General features: G+C 44.4%; 19 protein-coding genes and 1 tRNA gene. 7 read left to right on the top strand and 13 right to left on the bottom strand.

Annotation, left to right across the window (positions count from 1 at the left end; translation table 11 throughout):
* Window positions 1-20: 20 nt before the first annotated feature.
* From AC6R16_RS09590 to AC6R16_RS09580, 3 genes are all read right to left on the bottom strand, one after another.
* Window positions 21-1,268 carry an ABC transporter substrate-binding protein gene (locus tag AC6R16_RS09590; protein WP_004748526.1) on the bottom strand — a complete coding sequence of 416 codons (1,248 nt, stop codon included), beginning with the start codon at window positions 1,266-1,268 and terminating at the stop codon, window positions 21-23.
* 143 nt (window positions 1,269-1,411) lie between these two features.
* Window positions 1,412-2,872: an ATP-binding protein gene (locus AC6R16_RS09585; protein ID WP_500674258.1), complete on the bottom strand. Its 1,461-nt coding sequence runs from the start codon at window positions 2,870-2,872 to the stop codon at window positions 1,412-1,414.
* Window positions 2,862-3,584, bottom strand: a complete 723-nt coding sequence (locus tag AC6R16_RS09580) for a response regulator (protein WP_004748522.1) — start codon at window positions 3,582-3,584, stop codon at window positions 2,862-2,864. Before AC6R16_RS09580 ends, AC6R16_RS09585 begins: the two co-directional genes overlap by 11 nt.
* 652 nt (window positions 3,585-4,236) lie before the next feature.
* Between AC6R16_RS09580 and AC6R16_RS09575 the strand changes: the two genes are divergently transcribed.
* A complete protein-coding gene (locus AC6R16_RS09575; protein WP_500674257.1) occupies window positions 4,237-6,234 on the top strand; it encodes a methyl-accepting chemotaxis protein in 1,998 nt (665 codons plus the stop codon).
* A 208-nt stretch (window positions 6,235-6,442) separates the two neighbouring features.
* On the opposite strand, the gene AC6R16_RS09570 is transcribed toward AC6R16_RS09575, so the two are convergent.
* The 3 genes from AC6R16_RS09570 to AC6R16_RS09560 all read right to left on the bottom strand — a co-directional run bounded on the left by AC6R16_RS09570 (window position 6,443) and on the right by AC6R16_RS09560 (window position 9,303).
* Window positions 6,443-7,051: a DUF2913 family protein gene (locus AC6R16_RS09570; protein WP_500674256.1), complete on the bottom strand. Its 609-nt coding sequence runs from the start codon at window positions 7,049-7,051 to the stop codon at window positions 6,443-6,445.
* Between the two features lie 134 nt (window positions 7,052-7,185).
* A complete protein-coding gene (locus tag AC6R16_RS09565; RefSeq protein ID WP_500674255.1) occupies window positions 7,186-8,820 on the bottom strand; it encodes a response regulator in 1,635 nt (544 codons plus the stop codon).
* Window positions 8,821-9,226: 406 nt separating this feature from the next.
* A tRNA-Arg gene (locus AC6R16_RS09560) sits at window positions 9,227-9,303 on the bottom strand.
* Window positions 9,304-9,504: 201 nt separating this feature from the next.
* Here AC6R16_RS09560 and folD point away from each other — a divergent pair.
* Window positions 9,505-10,365 (top strand): bifunctional methylenetetrahydrofolate dehydrogenase/methenyltetrahydrofolate cyclohydrolase FolD, encoded by an 861-nt coding sequence (folD, locus tag AC6R16_RS09555; protein ID WP_004748512.1) that lies wholly within the window; start codon window positions 9,505-9,507, stop codon window positions 10,363-10,365.
* Window positions 10,366-10,576: 211 nt separating this feature from the next.
* Here the strand turns inward: folD and AC6R16_RS09550 are convergent, their stop codons facing one another.
* From AC6R16_RS09550 to AC6R16_RS09535, 4 genes are all read right to left on the bottom strand, one after another.
* Complete coding sequence (locus AC6R16_RS09550) at window positions 10,577-11,776, bottom strand: NupC/NupG family nucleoside CNT transporter (protein WP_500674254.1); 1,200 nt, start codon at window positions 11,774-11,776, stop codon at window positions 10,577-10,579.
* 220 nt (window positions 11,777-11,996) lie between these two features.
* On the bottom strand, window positions 11,997-12,944 hold the full coding sequence (locus AC6R16_RS09545) for a LysR family transcriptional regulator (protein ID WP_500674253.1): 948 nt from the start codon (window positions 12,942-12,944) through the stop codon (window positions 11,997-11,999).
* A 57-nt stretch (window positions 12,945-13,001) separates the two neighbouring features.
* Window positions 13,002-13,967 (bottom strand): lytic murein transglycosylase, encoded by a 966-nt coding sequence (locus AC6R16_RS09540; protein WP_500674252.1) that lies wholly within the window; start codon window positions 13,965-13,967, stop codon window positions 13,002-13,004.
* Window positions 13,968-14,010: 43 nt separating this feature from the next.
* Window positions 14,011-14,298, bottom strand: a complete 288-nt coding sequence (locus AC6R16_RS09535; RefSeq protein ID WP_272785412.1) for a YcgL domain-containing protein — start codon at window positions 14,296-14,298, stop codon at window positions 14,011-14,013.
* Between the two features lie 161 nt (window positions 14,299-14,459).
* Between AC6R16_RS09535 and minC the strand changes: the two genes are divergently transcribed.
* The 3 genes from minC to minE are packed head-to-tail and all read left to right on the top strand — an operon-like array spanning window position 14,460 to window position 16,217.
* Window positions 14,460-15,122: a septum site-determining protein MinC gene (gene minC / locus AC6R16_RS09530; RefSeq protein ID WP_500674251.1), complete on the top strand. Its 663-nt coding sequence runs from the start codon at window positions 14,460-14,462 to the stop codon at window positions 15,120-15,122.
* 18 nt (window positions 15,123-15,140) lie between these two features.
* The gene (gene minD, locus AC6R16_RS09525; RefSeq protein ID WP_500674250.1) at window positions 15,141-15,953 is read left to right on the top strand and encodes a septum site-determining protein MinD; all 813 of its coding nucleotides are present in this window, start codon (window positions 15,141-15,143) and stop codon (window positions 15,951-15,953) included.
* On the top strand, window positions 15,954-16,217 hold the full coding sequence (minE, locus tag AC6R16_RS09520) for a cell division topological specificity factor MinE (protein WP_500674249.1): 264 nt from the start codon (window positions 15,954-15,956) through the stop codon (window positions 16,215-16,217).
* A 287-nt stretch (window positions 16,218-16,504) separates the two neighbouring features.
* Here minE and AC6R16_RS09515 read toward each other — a convergent pair whose 3' ends face one another.
* Both AC6R16_RS09515 and adhE read right to left on the bottom strand, forming a co-directional pair.
* Entirely contained in the window at window positions 16,505-18,679 is a 2,175-nt protein-coding gene (locus AC6R16_RS09515) for a CHASE3 domain-containing protein (protein ID WP_500674248.1), read from the bottom strand.
* A gap of 201 nt (window positions 18,680-18,880) precedes the next feature.
* Window positions 18,881-21,583: a bifunctional acetaldehyde-CoA/alcohol dehydrogenase gene (gene adhE / locus AC6R16_RS09510; protein ID WP_004748499.1), complete on the bottom strand. Its 2,703-nt coding sequence runs from the start codon at window positions 21,581-21,583 to the stop codon at window positions 18,881-18,883.
* 612 nt (window positions 21,584-22,195) lie between these two features.
* Here adhE and AC6R16_RS09505 point away from each other — a divergent pair.
* Window positions 22,196-22,834, top strand: coding sequence for a YchE family NAAT transporter (locus tag AC6R16_RS09505; RefSeq protein ID WP_500641727.1), 639 nt, complete (start codon window positions 22,196-22,198; stop codon window positions 22,832-22,834).
* A gap of 49 nt (window positions 22,835-22,883) precedes the next feature.
* Window positions 22,884-23,732 carry an ion transporter gene (locus AC6R16_RS09500; protein WP_500641726.1) on the top strand — a complete coding sequence of 283 codons (849 nt, stop codon included), beginning with the start codon at window positions 22,884-22,886 and terminating at the stop codon, window positions 23,730-23,732.
* Here the strand turns inward: AC6R16_RS09500 and AC6R16_RS09495 are convergent.
* Window positions 23,729-24,139, bottom strand: a complete 411-nt coding sequence (locus AC6R16_RS09495; RefSeq protein ID WP_500674247.1) for a hypothetical protein — start codon at window positions 24,137-24,139, stop codon at window positions 23,729-23,731. The two genes, AC6R16_RS09500 and AC6R16_RS09495, sit on opposite strands and share 4 nt — an antisense overlap.
* Between the last annotated feature and the right edge of the window lie 56 nt (window positions 24,140-24,195).

Raw genomic sequence — 24,195 nt, 5'->3', positions numbered from 1 at the left:
TGTGATTTAACTACCAGAAGTTAGATCGCAGCTTTAACTGCTTTCGCTAGCTTTTGTGCTGCCTGTTGTGGATCCGCTTTGTCGTCATTGAAGAAGTTAGTAACAACGTCATAGATCGCGCCTTGAGCGTAGCTTGTAGTCGATAGACCATGCGCCATACTTGGCACTAGGTCACCTGACTTAGCACTCGCTTTGAAGGTCGCCATAGAGTCCAATGCACATTGGTCAAACTTCGACATGTCCATATCTAAACGTACTGGAATTGAACCTTTGTTTAGGTTGAACACTTCTTGGAAGTCTTTGGTTAGGATGGTGCGCGCTAGATCTTGCTGCGCTTTTTGGTTTGCTTTGTCGCTCAGTTCAAAGAACGCAAAGCTATCAATGTTGAACGTGAATTGGCCGTTAGTACCTGGCGCTGGTGCACAGATGTAGTCTTTACCTGGGACTTTACCCGCAGCGGTAAACTCACCTTTCGCCCAGTCACCCATGATTTGCATTGCCGCTTCACCGTTGATGACCATTGAAGTGGCTACGTTCCAGTCACGGCCCGGAGAGTTGGCGTCAATGTAGTCGCGAATTTTCTTAAACTTAGTGAACACTTCAACCATTTTGTCGCCAGACAGTGTATCCATATCAAGTTCAACAAATGCCTTGTTGTAATCTTCACTGCCTAGAACGTCTAGTGCTACGGCTTCAAATACCGTTGCGTCTTGCCATGGTTGACCACCGTGCGCTAAAGGCACGTAACCTGCTGCTTTAATTTTGTCTGCGGCTACGAAGAACTCATCAAGGGTTGTTGGTAGTTCTACGCCCGACTTCTTAAGTACTTCTGGGTTTGCCCAAATCCAGTTTACACGGTGAACGTTAACAGGAACCGCTACATACTCGCCGTCAAACTTCATCACTTTAGTTACAACAGAAGGAAGGATTTCATCCCATTTCTCTTGCTGACCTGTGCTGTCTAGTGAGGTAAGGAAGCCAAGACCGCCCCACTCTTGAATATCGTGACCTTTGATCTGCGCTGCAGACGGTGGGTTACCTGATACGGCACGCGTTTTCAATACAGTCATTGCCGACTCACCGCCGCCACCAGCAACCGCGAAATCTTTCCAAGTATGGTTTTGCTGCTCTAGCATATCTTTAAGTACAGCGGCAGACTTTGCTTCGCCACCGGCTGTCCACCAGTGAAGAACTTCAACTTCACCAGCGTTAGCAAAATTAGCAGCAGAAAGTAGAGAGAGGGTAAGTAGGGTTTTATTAAGTTTCATTATTATCTTCCATGTATTGGATTAGACATTCAGGCCAACTGCTTAATGACCCCAAGCGTTCTTGCTTGTACATAAGGGAGTCTATCCAATTAGAATTTTTTGATTGAAACAAACCGTAAAACCAATGTAACAACAATGTTACATTACACCTCAAGACTCGGTGGGATAAAGACTTGCGCTCTTAAGCCTCTATTTGGCAAGTTGTCAATAATGAGATCTCCGCCATGTCCATGGAGGATATTACGGCAGATTCCTAAGCCTAAACCGTGCCCATCTTCATCATTTGCCAAGCGATAATAAGGCTCAAACACAGCTTCCAGCTTTTCTTCAGGAATACCGGGACCGTGATCGCAGATGACCACTGTTATCCATTCATCGTCAGCCATGACGTTTACTTCAGCACGTTGACCATACTTGACCGCATTTTCGATCAGGTTGCTTAGTACGCGTTTCATCGCAAGTGGCTTGGCGACAATCGGTTCCATCTCTTTTGGTTTAAACTCGACTTGGGTTTGATACTGGTTATAAGGCTCAACCACGCTTTGTATCATTTCACTTAAATCAATATAGGCGTTGTTTTCATGCAGATCGGTATCACGGACACATTGCAGCGCACCCTTCACCATCATCTCTAACTCATCGAGGTCACGATTAAACTTTTCGCGCTTGGTATCACTTTCCAGAAGCTCAGCGCGCAACCTCAAGCGTGTGATAGGCGTTTTTAAATCATGTGAAATGGCCGAAAAAAGATGTTCACGATCGGCAACATAGCGTCGGATGCGTTGCTGCATACGATTAAATGCTCGGGTGGCAGTAATAAGCTCACTTGCCCCCTCTTCTTGCAGCGGCGCCTGTTCAATATCCATGCTCATTTCATTGGCGGCCTTGGCTAATCGCTTAAGCGGTTTGACTTGGCGGCGAACCAATAGATACGTCAGAGCTAGCAAAATCGTGGTCGAGAAAATCAGAAACAGAATCTGCTCACGGCCAATTAAGGTGTCATCTAGCGTAACGTAGGGAGCAGGCAACAGAGCCGCTATATAAACCCACTCATGCGAGGCAAGCTCGATCTGCACCACTAAAATTGGCGGGTCGATAGGATTTAACGTCAGGGTATGGTGCGCCCATGACTTTGGTAGATCATGCAGGTAGATATCGTTTTTCAATAAACGTAGGTTATCTGGATGGGAGAAATCGACCGAGATACTTTCTGCTTTACGCAGTTTGTTTTGCAATACTCCTTCAATCGCCTCGATTGAAGCTAGCTTCAACGGCGTATCTTCGATCGGCTCAACAACAAGTTGCTCTTTATTGAAAGAAACGAAAAAGCGCGTTCCCCCCATATTGCGAATTTGGTCCAGCACGATATGACGGTAGCGAACGGGGAGAGATTGAAAAAAGGTCACTGTAGACGCGAACATGTTGGCCATGCTTTCAGAAGCGTCACGAATCCCTGCCAACTCTTTGTGTTTCGATTCCGTATACCAGATGCTGGTAGCAACGCCTTGCGCGAGAATCACTGCCAGTAAGGTTAAGCCTAAAGTTCGGCTGACTAATGAATTGGGCTTAAACTGTCGAAACCAGTTCCAAACACTAGCTCTCATAGCTCACCGGTACTGCCAACAAATAGCCATTACCACGCATCGTTTTAATATAATGAGGAAACTTGGCACTATCGCCCAGTCTCTGTCTTAATCGACTCAGCTGAACATCTATCCCGCGTTCAAATGGGAGCGCTTCGCGTCCACGAGTCGCAAAAGAGATCGTATCGCGATCTAACACTTCATTAGGACGCTTGAGAAATAGCATCAACAAAGCAAAATCACTACCAGACAAATCATGAGATTGATGAGTTTCTAAGTGGGTAATTCGGTGCGCTAACGGATCAAGCTGCCAATCACCAAACACAATCGACTTAGCATTGGCGCTGGCTGGGATTTCTTCCGTTACATTGACGCGGCGCAATACCGCTTTGATACGTGCGTTAAGGTGTCGAGGGTTAAATGGCTTGGCGATATAGTCATCTGCGCCGATCTCTAGACCAATAATCTGGTCAGTATCATCGGACACCGCCGTAAGCATAATAATAGGCACAGACGAGTGACGGCGCACTTGCTGGCACAAGGTAAATCCATCATCTCCAGGCAACATCACATCGAGTAAAATCAAGTCGGGATAGCCTTGTTGCTCTATATAGGCTTTCATTTGCTCACCATCATTAACGGCCGAAACCTGATAGCTTTGCTTGGTCAGATACTCTTCCAATAACTCACAAATTTCTTGATCGTCATCGACAACGAGAATTTTAGCTGACATACCCTTACCTATTACTGCACCGTATTGATAGAGCGAGTGTAATCACTTCTTATAGTCGTAATGAATGAAGATTCCAAAGAATTTGAACCTCTTGCGGACACACATCACATCTTATTAACAAAACAACGATTAACAATCATTCAAAGGCGCTAAAGGTTATATAGCCGAAAGATTGATCTCGTTGAACAACATGAAATCAAGCAGAGCAGTCATGCGAGGTAAAAAGGATTTGGACGTTGCACAAGAGTGAGAGCGCCTTGGAAATACGCAAACATAAATAAGTAGTCATTTACAAACCAAGGCATGCCTCTGGGCTTATTTCTATAACAAGGTAAAAACGCTCACAATGCCGATCAAAGAAAATAAGCAAGTACGACCTATTAGGCCAAAGTTGGAAGGTTGAATCATTTCTTGGTGCTGCATAGGCACTCCTCTCTTTTGTTACATAGTCATTACAATATGATGAAATTTCGATACTTTCTCAATGCATACTTAGATTAAATTTTTATGACAGCGCTAAGATTTATTTCTATTTCCCTTAATAAAGCTCCGGGTTTATCACAGACAATATGGCTTTGGTCACTCAACAGGGAAATCATTTCAACTATTATCAATGCATCATAATTATAAATTTAACGTTAGGAGGCCAATTATGCGTTCGCTCATAAAACGCTTTTCACTTCACCATATCTTTACCGCCTTAGCCGGTATTCCATTACTCTTAGCTATGCTAATGGCAGTTGAGCTTGCAGCTACTCAAAACAACACGGTAGAACTGGCTAATCGAGACCAAGAGATCATCAAGTTAACACTGCTCTACGATAACTTAGCGCATAACCTCGCCGTAGAACGAGGATTAACGGCAGGGGTACTCGGTAGCAAGGGTGCGCAAGAACAAGTCGCTAAACTTAAAGAACAGCGCAAAAATGCCGATCAACACATCGCAGCTTTTAACGCATTCAAACCTGAATACATCTCCACAGAACTGGCAAATAAGCTTAAACAGTCCCTTGATACTCAGCTCGCCGATATCAATCAAGTTCGAAACCAAGTAGACCAACTCTCTCCTAAACGCTCTCCTTTTGCTTACTACTCCAATCTCAACCAGTTAGCGATTGACAATGCGGTTCTGCTGGTTTCTGGCGTAAACAACCCAGAGATTATAAGACTAGGCAACTCTTTAACCTCGGTGATGATAATCAAAGAAAGGGCCGGACAAGTTCGAGGAGCACTTAATGGGGCTTTTGCTCGTAAAAACTCCTCTCTTGGTCAATACACCGCAATAGAGAATTATCTGAAGTCAGGGGAGTACGCAGAAAGATTGGCCAACTTATCCATGCCAAGTAAATTCTTAAACCAAATTGAGGCCGCAAAAAACAGCCCAACATGGAAACAGGTTGTTGATATTCAAGATCAATACCTAGCTCAGAAAGACCAGTTAAAAGCTCTGCAAGGTCCTTCCGCATTGGACTGGTTTGGCTTAGCCACAGAACGAATCAAACTGGTCAACAAAATTCGCAACCAACTGGCAGCCACGATGACTGATGTAGTTTCCACTCAAGCAAGCTCTGCGCAGTGGTTACTCAGTATGATGATCGCTGTAATTGTCTGTTTGGGCGCTATTTTGGTCGGAGGATTGGTTATCAGTCTTTCAAGCCTTAAAAACCGAGTTGGTGAACTCACTAACAACTTAGCGAATATGTCAAAATCCAACGACCTGAGCATGGTGCTCAAGGATGAAGGAAAAAACGAACTGTCGCAAATTTCGTCAAGCGTAAATGGCTTGGTAACAAGCATTAAGCACCTGATAATGAACGTCACTGAAACCAACGACCACAGCCATCAACGACTCGACCAAATGGTTCAAGGTGCCAATGATTTAGGTGACAGCAGTCGAGCAACGTCCGACAAGTGTGGCAACATAGCCGCCGCTATGACTCAGCTATCTCAATCAAGTTTAGAAATTGCCTCCTCTTCGGAGCGCGCATTAGAAGAAACTGAGCAAATGACCAATAAGGTTCTCACTTGCCAGAAACAAAGCCAAGACTCTTATGAGATTGTAAAAGCACTAGTAACTCAAATAGAGCAGACTCAGGAGTGCATGTCACAACTAGAGCAAGACGCACAAAGTGTCAGTAAAATTGTTGAAACGATTAACGGCATTTCCGAGCAAACCAATTTGCTAGCATTAAACGCTGCCATTGAAGCAGCCCGTGCAGGTGAACATGGCCGCGGCTTCGCCGTTGTCTCTTCTGAAGTTCGAGATCTTGCTCAGCGCAGTAAAGAAGCAACCGAACATATCTCCCAATTGCTTTCCAATATTACTAATAATACTCAAACTGCCGTTAGCAATATGGATAAAAGCCGAGAGGCGACCGACTCCACTTTCAATTCCGTTTCTGAAGTCACCAACAGTGTCTCTCAACTTGAAGTATTGATTGAAACGGTTAATGAACACATCACTAGCATCGCCAACTCTACGGTTGAGCAGTCAAAAGCCAGTGAAGCGGTTGACCAAGATGTCGATGTACTCTCTGACATTGCACAAAATACCGGGCAACTCGCCGATAGCATGAACCACATTGTTACTAGCTATCGCCATGAAGTGAGCGAAGTGAGCGACCATTTAGAGAAATTTAAACTGGCTTAATCGTAGACAAACAAAAACGCCAATCAGTTTGCGCTCCATAGAGGTTTCTCCTCGGGTTCTTGGAGCGCTGAATGCTTCTCACAGAAAAATAAGCACAACGACATTTGAGCAATAAACGATTCAATAGGTCGCGGGATTAATTAGGGGTACAAAGTCCCTAATGAGCGAGTTGATAAACTTTGGATCTATTGGAAACTGAAAGTGGGAATTAGCGAAGTGAGAGTGTGATTCTTACAAAGTCACCATCTTCAAACTCAACGTGGTGATCAAATAGAGACGAAGAATATATTGTGCGTAAGAAAGAGTGCTTTTCTCCGTGAGTGCCACGAAACAACATCGAGATGTTGGCAACTAGACGGTTGCGGTTGTTGAAATGAGCATGAAGGTCGGCAGAAAGCACACACAGCAAGCACCCTTTGCTATTGTGTTGCAAGTCTACTGCTTCAGGACTTGAGACAAGCACTGTGGTATTGAGCTCTTTTTCAAGAGTGTTAACTAGCAGCAAAAAGCTATCAAGGTGTGGCAGTTCATCCCCTTCGACAGGTGTCAGCAAATTGCCCAACATGGCTTCCATGTCCAGTCGCTGAGAACGCGCATGACTGACCAGCGATTTTACCTTCTTTTTGAAAGGCTTATATTTCTTACTGTTAGCGGCTTTGTTTAGCCACGCTGAAAGAATATCGTTGATTTGAGAGCGAGATTTGCTCGCTATAACGATCGCAGTATGGTTAGTACGCAAATGGAGTAAAGCATGAAGAGCGAGCTCAGCCAGGAGCGGCTCGAATTCAGGTTTAATTTTGGTATGGATGCTGCGCATGTTCTCTGAGCGTAAGGTGCCAAGCTTGAGCTTAGTCTATTAGGATTTCTTAAAGGAACGACATGCTACCGAAAAGCATTACGTAAGTACAGTATTCAATCTATGTCTGGTCAACTATTCACCAGACATCAAGTCTAAGCGTGAACTGGAGTCTGGAGGCGTTTCTGCACAATACGTTTTGCCTTTTGGATCTGTATAACCTTCGGGTGCTGCGGGTCTTGTTTTATCAAATTCTCGATTACAATCCCGACACTCACAGGGAATTGCTCTTTAAGTAACTCAATATTGCTGCTATCAGACACCTTAAACTTGAGCATGGCGTTAATAAAATGGGAATGGTGGTTGATAAAATAAGGGGCTTCTTTGGCCTTTATCGCTAACGCATCAATCACACGGCCTAGTGATGCCTTTTCTGTTGCTTGCTGCATAGCTTGGGCTTTAGTTCCAAGTATTGCCTCCGCTTTATCGAGAACAATGCAGCTAATCGTCATCGCGATATCTTTCTTACCCGAATTGAGTTCCCTTAATTCATCTAACCATGTTTTTGCCAAGTCTAAACAGCCAATATGAAGCGCTACAGCGAGCAAGGCAAACTTGCGATGTTCCAGCTTCGTCTGGCTGTACAACAACTCAAGACGCTTTGGCGAGCAAACAGGGTTCACTCCATTGACTTGTAACAGCAGCTGATACAGACCTTTTGAGAACTTATGGCTGTCTATCAATTCATTCTCTTGAATGGCCAAGATCCCCTTTAGAGATGCTTTCAATGTCGCAGGATTCATTTTATTGCGTGTTTTGAGAGCGATAAGTGCTTCGAGAAACAGTCTCAGTTCCTCAATCAACACCAACTCTTCGTCATCTAGCACCGAGTCATAGTCAATTTTGGCAAGAAACATCGACGCTTTTCGGTAGTCCGAGAGCATGATACACAGCATCACACATTTAAGCGTTAGATGAACAATATGTGGGTAGCGGATTGAAAGTTTGATCATTACCCGAACGGCTTTATCTAAATCACAATCAAGCAATGAATGACGAGCTGTGATTTGAGAAACCAAAGGGTCATCAGGATAGCCAAGAAGCTCATATTCGTGAGCTAAGGTTAGCGCTTCCACCTCATTTCCCAGTTCATTGTGAAGTGAAATCTGTTTTACAAGTGGCCAACGATGTTTTACTTTTTTGCTTAGCTGGTTAAGAACAAGTAGCGCTGAGTCATATTTGTTCTGTTTTACGTAGCAATCAATAACGACTTTGTGAAAGTCTAACCACTCTATCCCCTTGCGCTTTGATTGTCGGTTGCAAATTTCAATCGCGTCATCATATAAACCAATTTCAAGCTTCTTATGCACAGTCGCCAAAATCGAGCGTTTAATTAAGCTGCTAGCAATAAGGTGCTTAAACTGGTTGTAATTAAAAGGGTGACCGAGAATATTGTCCGGCTCTAACTCTTCGGCTCCTCGGATGTGATCATCATCGCCACTGTTGGCAATAACAACAAACGAGCAGTCACGAGAGTAAGCTCGGCTTTGCTGATACAAGTAGTGATATTTAGGGCCGACTATTTTTTTCTTACTCGCGTAAGAACAGATGATCAGATCAAAGCGATGCTGGTTAACAAGCTGCTTAAAGGTCATGACATTTTGTGCCTTGTGCAACTTTTCTTCTGCACCACCCATTTTTTTCAGCATGTTTTTTATCGATGAGGACAACATACTGTTCTCTTCTACGATAAGTATTCGCTTGTCACTTAAATCTTTTTTTTCCGCCATCTAACTACATCTGTCATCTAATTTTCGATTGGATGCTAGAAGGCCGACACATTAAAGCCTATCACTAGCCGCAAACCTAGATACACAAGCCTAAACGCAGTTACAAATTAATCATTATAAAAATCATTTTTATATTTATATATCAATAAGTTAAAACCCAAAACAAACCCTAAATTACATTTACAAAACAAACTATAAAAGAGAGTTTATTCATACAAAGAATGAGATTGAACAATAATCAAGCAGATAACTAAGGTTAGAGCAGTCACGCCTTAATATTGGACCGATATCAAGTACTGAAAATTGGCAATAATTGACGACTTAATGACGTGAGGTAAACAAGTTAGAAAAGCACCAAAACGAAAAAACCCGACAACTCAATGAGCTATCGGGTCTCTAGAATAAATGGCACGCCCTGTAGGATTCGAACCTACGACCACATCCTTAGAAGGGACGTGCTCTATCCAGCTGAGCTAAGGGCGCGCTACAGGGAAAGGATTATACGAGTTCGAATTCTTAAAACAAGGGCTTTTAGTAACATTATGATCTGACTGACTAAAAAAAGGTCACAGAATTCTATTTTGATTAAAAACACCACAAAGCAAACGTTTGCTTATAGATGTTCGTCAAATAATTTGCGACAATGCGCTGCAAATAATTCGCCATTCTTATTAAAGGAAAGTCATGACCGCTCAAAATATTGATGGAACTCTAATTTCCCAAACTGTTCGCTCAGAAGTTGCCGCCCGCGTAAAGGCTCGTAAAGAAGCTGGCTTACGTGCTCCTGGCCTAGCAGTGGTTCTTGTCGGCGAAGATCCGGCTTCTCAAGTTTATGTCGGCAGTAAACGTCGTGCATGTGAAGAAGTTGGCTTTGTCTCAAAATCTTTTGACCTTCCTGCAACGACGACAGAAGAAGAGCTACTGGCTCTTATTGATGAGCTTAATGGTGACGCCGAGATTGACGGTATTCTTGTCCAGCTACCGCTTCCTGCTGGTATTGATGCAACACATGTCCTTGAGCGTATTCACCCTGAAAAAGACGTCGATGGTTTCCACCCATACAATGTAGGTCGTTTGGCTCAACGTATTCCTAAACTCCGTTCTTGTACGCCTAAAGGCATTATCACACTATTAGAGCGCTACAACATTAACCTACGTGGTATGCATGCGGTTGTGGTGGGTGCGTCAAACATTGTCGGCCGCCCTATGACGCTTGAACTACTACTTGCAGGCTGCACGACCACCACCTGTCACCGCTTCACTAAAGACCTTGAAGGTCATGTTCGCCAAGCTGACTTAGTTGTGGTTGCAGTAGGTAAACCAAACTTTATTCCTGGCAATTGGATCAAAGAAGGTGCAGTAGTGGTCGATGTAGGTATTAACCGCTTAGATTCAGGCAAGCTAGTTGGTGATGTTGATTATGACAACGCAAAAGAGCGCGCAAGCTTTATTACCCCAGTACCAGGCGGTGTGGGACCAATGACGGTAGCAAGCCTAATTGAGAACACCATGCTTGCTTGTGAGCAGTTTCATACTAAGAAATAGTACGTAGGTAGACACCACAAATAATCAAAGGGCAGATATCGAGTGATATCTGCCCTTTTTGATTTGGATAACTGGATAACTGGATAACTGGATAACTAAAGTTGATCCGCTGTGGTTAAGAAGTCCAGTCTAGTTTTCCACAGGGCGAAGCCCGATCCCGCTTTCCATAGGGCGCAGCCCGTTCCAGAAAGACAAAGTCCACTCTCGACTCTTAAAGGCTGAGAATCACACCAGCAATTGACGCGCTCATAAGGTTTGCCATTACACCTGCCGCAATGGCGCGGAAGCCATATTTGGAAATGAATGGGCGCTTTTCAGGCACTAAGCTTCCCAATCCACCAATGAGCATAGCCATAGTTGAAATGTTCGCGAATCCACATAGTGCGAAAGTAACAATAGCTTGTGAATGTTCACTTAGTTGGTCTTTAACATCCATTAATTGTATAAAAGCAACAAACTCGTTCACTACGATCTTATTACCAATTAATGAACCTGCCGTGATCGCTTCACTCCATGGAACGCCAACTAGCCATGCTACTGGAGCAAATACATAACCCAGAATAAGTTCAAAGCTAAGCTCAATTCCTACTAATCCGCCGATCCAGCCTAGCATGCCGTTAAGCATTGCAATAATACTGATAAAGGCCAGTAGAGTTGCTCCAACCGCAACCGCAATACGTAAACCAGACAGGGCACCATCTGCCATAGCTTCAACAACATTCGTTGCTCTTGGCATATCAGCATTATCTAGTTCAGAAGTCTGATTAATCGACTCTGTTTCTGGTACCAACATCTTCGCCATTAATAGGCCAGCTGGTGCAGACATAAACGCCGCCGCGATTAGGTAGTTTAGATCCACACCTAACGATGCGTAACCGACCAAAGTACCACCCGCGACTGATGCTAAGCCACACGACATTACTGCAAAGAACTGAGAATCTGTCATTTGTTTCAGATAAGGTTTTACAACTAATGGAGCCTCAATCATACCAACGAAAATATTCGCAGTTGCAGACAAAGATTCTGCGCGGCCAATACCAAGTAATTTCTGAAGTGCACCACCAATCAGGTTGATCACTTTAGGCATTAAACCAATATGATACAAACCCGAAATCAACGCAGAGAAGAAGACAATTATACCCAACACGTTGATCGCAAAAGTGAAGCCACCCGTGGCTAAACCACCAAACAAGAAAGCAATACCTTCTTGGCCATAGTTGATTAGATTTGATACCGCACCTGTTACACTATTCAGTACTTCTTTACCCGCAGGGACATAGAGTACTAGTAGCGCGAAAGTAATTTGCAGAGCAAACGCCAGTGACACTGTTTTAAAGTTGATTTTATTTCTATTTGTAGACAGCAACCAAGCCGTGAACAAGATAGCTACTACACCGAGAATTGAGTTCATAACATGAATCCGACAAAGGAGGAACAAGAATGGCGTCGGAGTTTAGTGATATAAAAGTGAGATGCAAATCACATTTGTTAATTGAATGTATTTTGTAGAGAGCAAAAAAATACCACCAGACTAAGTGATTGATTTTAATAAGTATAAACGTTTGCTTAAACTTTATTTTTCCAACTGGAAAATATGTTTACAGACTAGGAAAAAATCATTTGCTCTAATTTCAAGGTTGCGACCTTTGAACATAAGGCGCTAGTTTCTTATCCCAGTGGCAAGGGTTACCAATTTTCTGCTTAATAAAATCGATCACGGCTACCGTCTTCTTAGGCAGATATCGACGACTTGGGTAAACGGCATAAAAAGGCATACTCTGTGATGCCCGCCAATCAGGAAGCAGTTGAATGAGTTGACCATTCTTAAACTCATCTCTGATCAAGTAGGTAGCCAGATACGCAATACCCCACCCTGCAACGGCTGCATCACGGACGGCCTCCGCCAAATCGACTGAGTAATTACCTGAAACTTTAATATTCAGTTGCCCTGTTTTATGACTAAATGCCCAACGCGTGTAATCACGCTCCCAGCTGCGATATATCAAGCAATTGTGGTTAAGTAAGTCACTTGGATGCTGCGGGGTCTGGTGTTTCATTAGATAATCAGGAGAAGCGGCAACTACAAACTGTGAATCAACTAAACGCTGAGCCACATAGCCTTCAGGTAGATGCTCATTGTTGGTAATCCACAGATCCAATCCCTCTTCAAGCATATCCACTTTGTAGTCGAACAAATGAACTTCAACCTGAAGATTAGGATATTGTTGGCGAAGCTCATCAATCGCAGGAATGATATGCAAAGTACCAAAAGATTGCGACAGACCAATTTTAACTAACCCTGCCACCTCATCGCGCTGACTTTCAACCTCAAGCTGAGCCTCATCTACTATCGAAACCAACTGAGCACAATGTTCATAAAATCGTTGCCCAGCCTCCGTTGGAGTAAAGCTGCGCGTCGTACGCTGTACAAGCTTCACGCCCAGCGAGGATTCAAGCTGAGCTAATTGCTTACTGACATGAGATACCGAGACATTTAAGCTCTTCGCAGCCAAAGTAAAGTTCTTATGTTTGAGTAAAGCGGCAAACACCACCATTTGTGCAGCACGTTCTGAAAGCACACGATCTCCAAAATGAAAAAGGAGCTCCATTGAGCTCCTTTAGTATCAGTGGGTTATCTACAGAGTAATTCTATCAGCAAGGTGGCTGACAGCTAACGCGAAGTAGTAAGAGCGATTCCACTTCATCAATACATTGTAGTTGTTGTAAACCAGATAGACGCGGCCATTGGCATTATCAGGGGCTGTCAACCAGGCATCCACATCGACTTGAGGCAGTGAGCTACCATCGTAACGAGTGATGCCAAGTTGATTCCATTCGGCGAGGGTTTTCTCTTTACCTTCAATGCGCCCTTCTAGGTTCATGTCAAAACCTTGCGGTAGCTTAACCTGACGCCCCCACGTAAACTTGTCATTCCAGCCTGACTGGCTCAAATAGTTCGCGGCTGACGCGAACACGTCCGCTTCGGTATTCCAAATGTCTTTCTTACCATCGCCGCTTCCGTCAGCAGCGTAAGAAAGAAACGAGCTTGGCATAAACTGGCATTGCCCCATCGCCCCAGCCCAAGAGCCTTTAAAGTCGCTGACTGAGATATGTCCTTCTTGCAATATTTGCAGCGCGGCCATGGTCTCTTTACGGAAAAAGGCCTCTCGACGACCATCATAGGCGAGCGTCGACAGTGCATCGATCACTGGGTAGTTACCAGTGAACTTACCAAAGTTACTCTCAACTCCCCAAAGCGCTACAATAAAACGTGGCTGTACACCGTATTCTTCACCAATTCGGCTTAACTCAGCATAATGCTCTTTGTATAGCGCTTTAGCTTGCTTTACCTTCCAATCGGGTACAGCACGAGGAATGTACTCATCCAGTGTTAATTTCTTTTCCGGCTGGTTTTTATCTGCTTTTACCGCACGAGGCTTATGAGTCACATTGTCAAAAGCCTGATTAATAATCTGCTCCGAAATACCATTGCTTCGAGCTTCTTGTTTTAAGCCTTCAACATATTGCTCAAAGCTGACCTCATTCGCATAAACAGAGGTAGTAAGTGTTAATCCTAGAACGACTGACAGTAGTTTTTTCACATTGCCCTCCTTGAGCAATCGAAACCAACAATCTAATTATTATTTACTCTTCAGATTGCTGACGAGCTTGTTTTTGCTCTTTATATTCATCGAGTAGGTTTTTTGGCGGCGGTGGCAACTGCAAGAAAAAGCCATCATCTGTAAGCGACTGTTTTACTTTTTCTACATCAACTTGTGCCAGAGTACGCCCTTCCAGTTTGACCACCATAACCATAATAGGTTTGCCAAACATCTGCATTAAAGTGTCAGGAACTTGTGAAAAATCATCCTTTTTCGGGATATATAAGTAAGCGCCTTCTTTTTTAGAACTTTTGTAAATTGCACAAAGCATTGGAAGCCTTTTGTCCGTTTAATCGTTGGAACGTCAATGTTTCGCTATTTTTTCAAGCAAAACACTCAATTGAGCGCAAGATAACTTGCTGTGCTTATTCTGGGAATATAACATGACACCCCTAGTCTCAGGCAACGCCCTTAAGAGGTTGTAAGTAAAAGATGTCAAAGACCCCAGACCTAAAAGGCAGCAGCTTTACTTTGTCAGTTTTGCACCTTTCTGACAACAATATTGATAAAACTATTCATTTCCTACAAGAAAAGGTAGAACAAGCGCCGGCATTTTTTGCTCATGCACCTGTTGTCATCAATATTTCAAAAGTCGATGGTGACATTGACTTTATGAGACTGAAAGAAGGTATTTCCCAAGCTGGTATGATTCCGGTAGGCGTCACAGGATGCAAAGACAAGCGAACACAAAACTTAGCTTCTGAAGCAAAGTTTGCCGTGATGTCGGCAAGTAAATCGCCAGCTCAAGCTCCTGCGAAAATGGCACCAACCAAAATCATTCGTACTCCGGTGCGTTCTGGGCAGCAGATATATGCCAAGGACAGCGATCTTGTGGTACTCAATCATGTTAGCGAGGGAGCTGAGGTCATTGCAGATGGATCTATTCATATCCACGGTACTCTACGCGGCCGCGCGATAGCAGGGGCGAGTGGAAACACTGGCGCAGTCATCATCTGCAATAAGCTCAATGCCGAACTTATGTCGATCGCAGGACACTACTGGCTCACTGAGCAGTTCGCCGACGAGTTCTGGCAGCAAAAAGTTATGTTCAGCTTGCAAAACGACTCACTTAAGTTCGAGTTGTTAACGATTTAATCTTATAAGGAACACATAATGGCACGCGTTATTGTTGTCACTTCAGGTAAAGGTGGTGTGGGTAAAACCACTTCAAGCGCCGCAATCGCTTCAGGCCTTGCTGTAAAAGGAAAGAAAACCGCAGTTATCGATTTCGATATTGGTCTGCGTAACCTCGATCTTATCATGGGCTGTGAACGCCGCGTGGTCTACGACTTCGTCAACGTAATCAACGGCGAAGCGACATTGAACCAAGCGATGATCAAAGACAAGCGTACTGAGAACTTGTTCATTCTTCCTGCCTCTCAAACTCGCGATAAAGACGCCCTGACTAAAGACGGTGTTCGTCGCATCTTAGACGAGTTGGACGAGATGGGCTTTGACTTTATTATCTGTGACTCGCCAGCGGGCATCGAGCAAGGCGCATTAATGGCGCTATACTTTGCAGATGAAGCCATTGTTACCACTAACCCTGAAGTTTCTTCTGTACGCGACTCTGACCGTATCCTTGGCATCTTAGACTCTAAGTCTCGCCGCGCAGAAGAAGGTTTAGAGCCAGTAAAACAGCACCTACTATTGACACGCTACAACCCAGCGCGAGTGAATCAAGGTGAGATGCTAAGCGTCGAAGACGTAGAAGAGATTCTACATATCTCTCTACTAGGTGTTATCCCTGAGAGCCAAGCAGTACTGAACGCTTCTAATAAAGGCGTGCCAGTCATCTTCGACGAGCTGTCTGATGCAGGTATGGCTTACAACGATACTGTTGAGCGCCTGCTTGGTCAGCAAGTGGACTTCCGCTTTCTGACTGAACAGAAAAAAGGAATTTTTAAACGACTATTCGGAGGCTAAATGTCACTACTTGAGTTTTTCCGTCCGCAGAAAAAAAGCTCTGCGAACTTAGCCAAAGAGCGTTTGCAAATTATCGTAGCTGAACGCCGCAGTCAAGGTGACCCAGCACCTTCTTACCTGCCTCAGCTTAAAGAAGATATTCTAAAAGTGATAGGCAAGTATGTGGAAGTTGACCCTTCGATGGTTGATTTGTCATTTGAGCACAAAGACGACGATATCTCAGTTCTAGAACTTAACGTTAAGTTACCAGAAGACGAGCGCTAGCGAGAAGCGAGAAGCGAGAAGCGAGAAGCGAGAAGCGAGAAGCGAGAAGCGAGAAGCGAGAAGCGAGAAGCGAGAAGCGAGAAGCGAGAAGCGAGAAAAGTTTGAAGGGTTGGTACGTTGTATCAACCCTTTTCTTATTATTTGAGATACTTACGCTAAAACAGACGCCAACACTGCCAGCAACTTTCGACAAACTCGCTATGCACGCATCTCGAAGGGCGAAGCCCGATCCCGAATCTCGGAGCGCAGCGTTCTAACCTCTCGCAGGACGAAGTCCATCCTCGCTCTTACACCTTAAACTGGTTAACGAGACGTTTCAGAGATTCAGCCTTCTGCTCTAGAGTTTGAGCTGAACTAGCGGCCAAGTTAGCTTGTTCATTGGCAGCAACAGACACTTCAGACACGCTTTCAACGTTCTTTGAGACTTCCCCGCTGGCTACTGATTGCTGTTCGGCAGCCGCCGCAATACTATCGATCATATTAGCCACGGTTTGCGCCCCTTCGACAATCTCATCAAGGCTGACCCCAGCTCTTTTGACTAACTCTAGTCCTTCAGTGACTTGTGTCGCCCCTACCTCCATGCGTTCAACCGCAAGTGAGGTTTCGTTTTGAATCGCTTCAATCGATTGTCCGATCTCTTTCGTTGCTGATGTGGTTCTATCTGCCAATGCACGAACTTCATCTGCAACTACAGCAAAACCTCGCCCAGCTTCACCAGCTCGTGCAGCTTCTATTGCCGCATTAAGTGCCAACAAATTCGTTTGCTCAGCAATTTCATTAATCACGCTGATAATTTCGCCAATTTCAGAACCGCGTTTTCCTAGTTCTGCAACGCTATTCGAAGACGCTGTAACCGCCTCATTGATGGCGTTCATTCCCTCAATGGTATTTTGAACAACTTCACCACCTGAGTTAGCGGTAACACCTGCAGCTTGTGCATTTGCCGTGGCTTCTGAAGATTTCGTCGCCACCTCTTGAATGCTGTGGCTCATCTGTTCAATAGATGATGAAATATGAGCAATCTTCTCAGATTGAACCCCTAACTCATGTGACATGTTGGTATTGGCCTGCGTGATCGACATTGTGCCGTCAACTACCTCGTCCGTAGTGCGCAATACTTCGAGAATCGCCCCATTGGTTTTTTTCACAGCCTGATTGTAGCTAGCGGCCATCGCGCCTAATTCATCTTTAGAATCGATATCGATAGTATTGGTTAAATCCCCCTCGGCTAAACGCTCAAGACCGGTTGCTACTTGTCTAACCGGGACAGTTATCGCTTTAAGCACCACCCAAGCAATTACAGAACCTAAACCAATCGCTATCAACGTACCAAGCATTAAAGTCGTTTCTGTTGTTTTAGCAGCCGACTCGGCCGCCGCTTGACGCTCATCCATCAAGCCATCTTCCATTGCAACAAACTCAGCAATTTGGCTACGAAATTGATCGAAATAGACCTTGCCTCGCGCTTCACCGACAAGCTTTGCCATATCATTCATCGTTTTGGCGTCACCAATCTCTCGTCTCAAATTGATGATGGGGGTAACAACCTCAGCTTGCCATTCACTGATGGTCTCGTTCATCTCTTCTAACAGCTTAACTTGCTGAGGGTTATCGCTGACGGTTTGTTTAAGTTTAAACATCAGTTGCTTAAACTTTCCACTGCCTTGGTTATACGGGGTGAGAAAATCATCTCTGCCCGCGAGCAGATAACCGCGCATTCCGGTTTCCATATCAACAGCGGCCGCAAGAACGTCTTGGGCAGAAGCCATCACTTTATAGGTATGGTTGACCCAATCTGTAGATTCACTGAGTTGGGAAAACGAACTAAGCAGCTCTTCTGTTTCTGACTTTTCTAGATAACCTTGCTCATTCAAGGTAACGAGGGAGAAAACACTTTTATCAAACTTATCTTTATTGTTTTTTTGTCGCTGCTCTAAGAGCTCAGCCTCGCGCTCCGTAAACAAAGCAATTTGTCCGCGAAACTTATCGAAATAAACTTTTCCGCGTGCCTCTCCGACGAGGTCTGACACGTCATCCATGGTTTTAGCGTGCCCAATCTCACGCCTAAGTTCGATGATGGGTTCAGTGACATTGACTCGCCAATCATTGATCGTTTGCTCAATATCCTCTAAACGCTTGACCTGAACTGGGTTGTCATTAACCGTGTTCTTAAGCTCAGCCACCAGCTTAGTGAATCTCTGTTGACCATTCAGATAAGGAGCTAAAAAGTCCTCCTTACCTGCGAGAAGAAACCCACGCATACCTGTTTCCATATCCACAGCAGCCGCTTCAATCCTCATCGCCTGCTGAATAACATTGTGAGTATGGTCAACCATGGCATTAGTTTGGACCTGGGAACGTGAACTTGTGATTGCAACAAAGGCCAAAAACACGAGGAGAATGAGCGGAGCCCCTGTACCTAGCGCGATTTTGAACTTTAAGGGAATATTATTAAAATTCATGGTTCTATCCTTGACGAGTAATCTTCTTCCATATGGAGCGTTACTTAACTATAGGTATAGACATAAATAAAAAGTTTATCGAACAATTAACCCTAACCAAGTAGACGAAAAAAGCCCCAGTCTTTCGACTGGGGCTTTGGTCTTTTCCCGATAGATAAGTGTCGTGCTAGCGAAAACTTATCTCATGCTGAATCTTACTTATTATGCTTCAGCTTTTGCTTTCTTAGCTTTTGGTGCTGCTTTCGCTGCTTCTTGGTCTGCTTTCTTCTTGATAACTGTAGTACCTTCGAAAGTTTCACCTTCAACGAACGCTTTACCGTAGTAAGAAGCAAGTAGAACTTCTTTCAGCTCAGTGATTAGAGGGTAACGTGGGTTAGCACCTGTACACTGGTCATCGAACGCTTCAACAGCTAGCTCGTCTAGTTTCGCTACGAAATCAGCTTCCGAAACACCCGCCGCTTGGATAGACATTGGAATGTCTAGGTTACCTTTAAGCTCATCCAACCATGCTAGTAGACGTTCAATCTTCTGAGCAGTACGGTCACCAGCTTGGCTTAGGCCTAGGTGGTCAGCAACTTCAGCGTAACGACGACGTGCTTGTGGGCGGTCGTATTGAGAGAACGCAGTTTGCTTAGTTGGGTTGTCGTTCGCGTTGTAACGAACAACGTTAGAGATTAGTAGTGCGTTCGCCAGACCGTGTGGTAGGTGGAACTCAGCACCAATCTTGTGAGCCATTGAGTGACAAACACCTAGGAATGCGTTCGCAAATGCCACACCAGCAATAGTAGCTGCGTTGTGTACTTTTTCACGAGCGATTGGGTCGTTTGCACCGTTCGCGTAGCTTGATGGTAGGTATTCCTTAAGCATCTTAAGCGCTTGTAGAGCTTGACCATCTGAGTATTCGTTCGCTAGAACAGATACGTAAGCTTCTAGAGCGTGAGTTACTGCATCGTAACCACCGAACGCTGTTAGAGACTTAGGCATGTTCATTACTAGGTTCGCATCTACGATAGCCATGTTTGGCGTGATTTCGTAGTCAGCTAGTGGGTACTTAGCACCAGTCTTGTCGTCGGTAACAACAGCGAATGGAGTAACTTCTGAACCCGTACCTGAAGTTGTAGTGATACAAACAAGCTCAGCTTTTTTACCCATTTTAGGGAACTTGTAGATACGTTTACGGATATCCATGAAGCGCATTGCTAGTTCAGCGAAGTGCGTTTCTGGGTGCTCGTACATTACCCACATGATCTTAGCCGCATCCATTGGAGAGCCGCCACCTAGCGCTAGGATAACGTCTGGCTGGAAGCTCTTCATTGCTTCAGCACCTTTCTCAACAACAGATAGAGTTGGATCCGCTTCTACGTCGAAGAATACTTGAACTTCGATGCCTTGAGCTTTCAGTAGTTTTACTACTTCATCAGCGTAACCGTTGTTGAATAGGAAACGGTCAGTAACTAGGAATGCGCGTTTCTTACCTTCTAGGTCGCCAAGAGCGATTGGAAGGCTACCACGACGGAAGTAGATAGACTTAGGTAGTTTGTGCCACAACATGTTTTCAGCTCGCTTCGCTACAGTTTTCTTGTTGATAAGGTGCTTAGGACCTACGTTCTCAGAGATAGAGTTACCACCCCATGAACCACAACCTAGAGTTAGCGAAGGTGCAACGTTGAAGTTGTAAAGGTCGCCGATACCACCGTGAGTCGTTGGGATGTTTACAAGAATACGTGCAGTTTTTAGCTTGTCACCGAAGTAACGGATGCGGTCTGCGTTTGTGTCTTGGTTTGTGTATAGGCCAGATGTGTGACCGATACCGCCGATTTCAACCATAGTTACCGCTTGAGCTACTGCGTCTTCGAAGTCGTCAGCACGGAATAGACCTAGCGTTGGAGATAGTTTCTCGTGAGCGAATGCGTCATCGTAAGAAACTTTACCTAGACCTTCACCAACAAGAACTTTAGTGTCTGCAGGAACTTTAACACCTGCTAGCTCAGCGATTGCTGCTGCTGGTTGACCAACGATTTTAGCGTTAAGTGCGCCGTCGATAAGAAGGACTTTACGTACTTTATCTGCGTCAGCTTTGCTAAGTACAACGGCTTTGTGAGTTGCAAAACGCTCTTTCACTTCGTCGTATACTTCGTCAACTACGATTGCAGCCTGCTCAGAAGCACATACTACGCCGTTATCGAAAGTCTTAGACATTAGGATAGAAGCTACTGCTCGTTTAACGTCAGCAGTTTCGTCGATTACTACAGGAACGTTACCTGCACCAACACCGATTGCTGGCTTACCAGAAGAGTAAGCAGCCTTAACCATACCTGGACCACCAGTTGCAAGGATAAGAGCGATGTCGTCGTGCTTCATTAGACCGTTAGAAAGCTCTACAGATGGCTGATCAATCCAACCGATGATGTCTTTTGGAGCACCCGCTGCTACTGCTGCATCTAGAACCAGTTTCGCTGCATCGTTGGTTGAGTTTTTCGCACGTGGGTGTGGCGAGAAGATGATGCCGTTACGAGTTTTTAGTGAGATTAGAGATTTGAAAATTGCAGTAGATGTTGGGTTAGTTGTTGGTACGATACCACAGATGATACCTACAGGTTCTGCGATAGTCATTGTACCAAGGTTGTCGTCTTCTTCTAAGATGCCACAAGTTTTTTCATCTTTGTATTTGTTGTAGATGAACTCTGACGCGAAGTGGTTTTTGATAACCTTGTCTTCAACAATACCCATGCCAGACTCTTCAACCGCTTGTTGTGCTAGCGGGATACGAGCGTGGTTAGCTGCTAAAGATGCTGCACGAAAGATTGCGTCTACTTTCTCTTGAGAGAAGGTTGCAAACTCTGCTTGTGCCGCTTTAACGCGAGCAACCATTGCATCTAGTTCAGCCATATTAGTTACAGGCATAGTGAATCTCCTAAATTGATAAATATTAAAAACTTTTTAGTAAGGCCACTGTGATTGTTAGAACAGAGTTCTTAGTAAATCGCTTTCAGGACTGAGTATATTATTTCAGGTTATGAAAAAAATTGACCCAGATCAGTTCTGAAAAACTATTTACCCACTTAGTGGTACAAGAATCTCAATTTTTCGTTTAAGTCCATATTTTTCATAGACTTAAATCACAAAATATCATTGAGCATTTTTGCATCAATTGAACAACTAAACTTGCAATCTGACCATATTTTGTAAAAAAGTTTCATTTTCTGACCACAGACTTACATGTAATCCATAAACTTTGTGCTACTGAGAGTATATCCAAAGCGAACTATCTCTCTATATTCGGACTTATTTTTTACTGAAAATGTGCGAATGTTAACGTTTATGTAAAACGCTCATTTTTTCAACCACATTCTACGTAACAAAGTATGTCATTAGTATTTACGTTTTTTTCAATAATAAGATTTTCTCAGTAATGGCATCGTTTTAACTTTAGTTTTTTTCATTCGTTCATGGGCAAATTTTCAACTATATTCCGCATGTAATCCGTTTCCTCTTTTACTTGTGTAGGCACACCGAATGCAAACGTTCGAAATCGCAATCTTTTTGCAGTTTTTTCTCGGTTTAGTAGCAGCTGTCAACCCTGTTGGTATCATGCCGGTCTTCGTCTCTCTCACCGGTCACATGACTCAAGAAGAGAAAAACAAAACGGCAGTGACCGCTAACTTGGCTGTGGCTATTATTCTGGTCGTCTCTTTAATGGCAGGTCAGATGCTACTCGATATGTTTAGCATCTCATTGGATTCGTTCCGTGTGGCCGGCGGATTGCTGCTGCTAAGTATCGCGTTCTCTATGATGAGCGGTAAGCTCGGTGAAGATAAGCAGAACAAACAAGAGAAATCGGAATACGTCAGTCGCGAGCAGATTGGCGTTGTGCCACTTGCAATGCCCCTTATGGCAGGTCCAGGTGCGATCAGCTCAACAATTGTTTATGGCTCTCGCTACCCGAGCATGTTTGATACTGTCGGCATTATAGTCACCATCGTACTGTTCGCATTGTGTACGTGGCTTCTATTCCGTTCTGCTCCATTAATTGTGCGCTTTTTAGGACAAACAGGCATCAACGTAATCACGCGTATTATGGGGCTTATTCTGGGCGCTCTAGGCATTGAGTTTATTGCCAACGGTTTGCGCAATTTGTTCCCAGGGTTAGCTTAAGCACTATATTCAAGTATGATAGAGTGACCTAAATAAATATCGCTCTATCATGCCTAGAAACTCTTTAAAACATCATCTCTACGTCATTATCTTTGGTACCCACACAAAAGCGGGCCGAGCATTTGATCTTGCACTCATAGTAGCGATTTTGGCTTCTCTGGTCGTACTGGTCTTAGAATCTATCCCTTCCGTTAGGGCGGTTTGGGGCACACAACTCCGGTATATGGAATACACCTTTACCGCTCTGTTCACACTTGAATACCTATTAAGGCTTTATTGCTCACCAAAGCCGGTGGCATATGCAAAAAGCTTTTATGGTGTCATCGATTTACTTGCGATTCTCCCTACCTATTTAGCCATCTTCTTCCCGTCAGCATCATTTATGGGAGTAATACGGGCGCTAAGAGTCATGCGGATCTTCCGCGTTTTGAAATTGGTTCGTTACCTACAAGACTCGAATATCTTGCTCAGATCTCTGCTGATGGCAAAGCGTAAGATTTTTATCTTCTTTACCACAGTCGCAATTTTGGTCACCATTTTCGGTGCATTGATTTATGTGATTGAAGGACCACAGAACGGTTTTACCAGCATTCCACAAAGCATCTACTGGGCGATTGTGACAATTACTACCGTCGGTTATGGCGATCTGGTTCCTCAGACAGCACTAGGAAAGGCGATCGCCTCGATGACGATGCTGTTAGGTTACTCCATACTGGCTGTGCCGACGGGTATCATTACTGCGGAACTAAACCAAGAGATGAGCTCACATAAAACCTTAGTTAAGTGTCCTAACTGCATGCAAACAGGTCATGACTCGGATGCACTTCACTGTAAGCATTGTGGTAGTGAACTCGCAGACCCAGATATGCGTGTGGTGCCGGTGGAGAAATCGACTTAACTTAGCGTGCCGTATCGCTGGTCTAAGTATTTGACGGTCAGCCACCCGATGAGCAATGCACTAACCCATGAAGATACGGCAAGCCAACTTAACCAGGTGCTTATCACAAGCGCGCTCGCCAGTAACATACCAATGCAGTACGTCACCCTGGACACTCTTTGGCTGTGGCTATTTGCAGCCCACACAGCCGCTAATATGGTTGCACATGCTGACAGACCAACACCGATCACATCAACGACGAACACAACATCGTGCCACCAGCCCACATAACATTCACCACTACTACCAAAGCCTTTAGGACAAAATAATATCGCGGCCAACGAAATGAGCTCGCCGATCAACATATGAGTAACGAGCCATGCCGCGATCGCCGCAACGACAGCAAGAAAGATACGTGGGATACTCATTGATTACCTTAATAAAAAAGACCCTACTAAAAGAGTAGGGTCTTGATTGATAAAGG

The organism is Vibrio sp. R10-SG3-ISO10, from assembly GCF_059834185.1.
The sequence above is the reverse complement of the archived record's forward strand: the minus strand, read 5'-3'. Positions and strand labels throughout refer to the sequence as shown.

Coding starts and splice junctions, on each gene's coding strand:
- minC (WP_500674251.1), top strand. CDS start 14,460: ATGTCAAAGACCCCAGACCTAAAAGGCAGCAGCTTTACTTTGTCAGTT.
- AC6R16_RS09550 (WP_500674254.1), bottom strand. CDS start 11,776: ATGAACTCAATTCTCGGTGTAGTAGCTATCTTGTTCACGGCTTGGTTG.
- AC6R16_RS09585 (WP_500674258.1), bottom strand. CDS start 2,872: ATGAGAGCTAGTGTTTGGAACTGGTTTCGACAGTTTAAGCCCAATTCA.
- AC6R16_RS09515 (WP_500674248.1), bottom strand. CDS start 18,679: ATGAATTTTAATAATATTCCCTTAAAGTTCAAAATCGCGCTAGGTACA.
- minD (WP_500674250.1), top strand. CDS start 15,141: ATGGCACGCGTTATTGTTGTCACTTCAGGTAAAGGTGGTGTGGGTAAA.
- folD (WP_004748512.1), top strand. CDS start 9,505: ATGACCGCTCAAAATATTGATGGAACTCTAATTTCCCAAACTGTTCGC.
- AC6R16_RS09565 (WP_500674255.1), bottom strand. CDS start 8,820: ATGGCGGAAAAAAAAGATTTAAGTGACAAGCGAATACTTATCGTAGAA.
- AC6R16_RS09495 (WP_500674247.1), bottom strand. CDS start 24,139: ATGAGTATCCCACGTATCTTTCTTGCTGTCGTTGCGGCGATCGCGGCA.
- AC6R16_RS09580 (WP_004748522.1), bottom strand. CDS start 3,584: ATGTCAGCTAAAATTCTCGTTGTCGATGACGATCAAGAAATTTGTGAG.
- minE (WP_500674249.1), top strand. CDS start 15,954: ATGTCACTACTTGAGTTTTTCCGTCCGCAGAAAAAAAGCTCTGCGAAC.
- AC6R16_RS09590 (WP_004748526.1), bottom strand. CDS start 1,268: ATGAAACTTAATAAAACCCTACTTACCCTCTCTCTACTTTCTGCTGCT.
- AC6R16_RS09570 (WP_500674256.1), bottom strand. CDS start 7,051: ATGCGCAGCATCCATACCAAAATTAAACCTGAATTCGAGCCGCTCCTG.
- AC6R16_RS09500 (WP_500641726.1), top strand. CDS start 22,884: ATGCCTAGAAACTCTTTAAAACATCATCTCTACGTCATTATCTTTGGT.
- AC6R16_RS09575 (WP_500674257.1), top strand. CDS start 4,237: ATGCGTTCGCTCATAAAACGCTTTTCACTTCACCATATCTTTACCGCC.
- AC6R16_RS09535 (WP_272785412.1), bottom strand. CDS start 14,298: ATGCTTTGTGCAATTTACAAAAGTTCTAAAAAAGAAGGCGCTTACTTA.
- AC6R16_RS09505 (WP_500641727.1), top strand. CDS start 22,196: ATGCAAACGTTCGAAATCGCAATCTTTTTGCAGTTTTTTCTCGGTTTA.
- adhE (WP_004748499.1), bottom strand. CDS start 21,583: ATGCCTGTAACTAATATGGCTGAACTAGATGCAATGGTTGCTCGCGTT.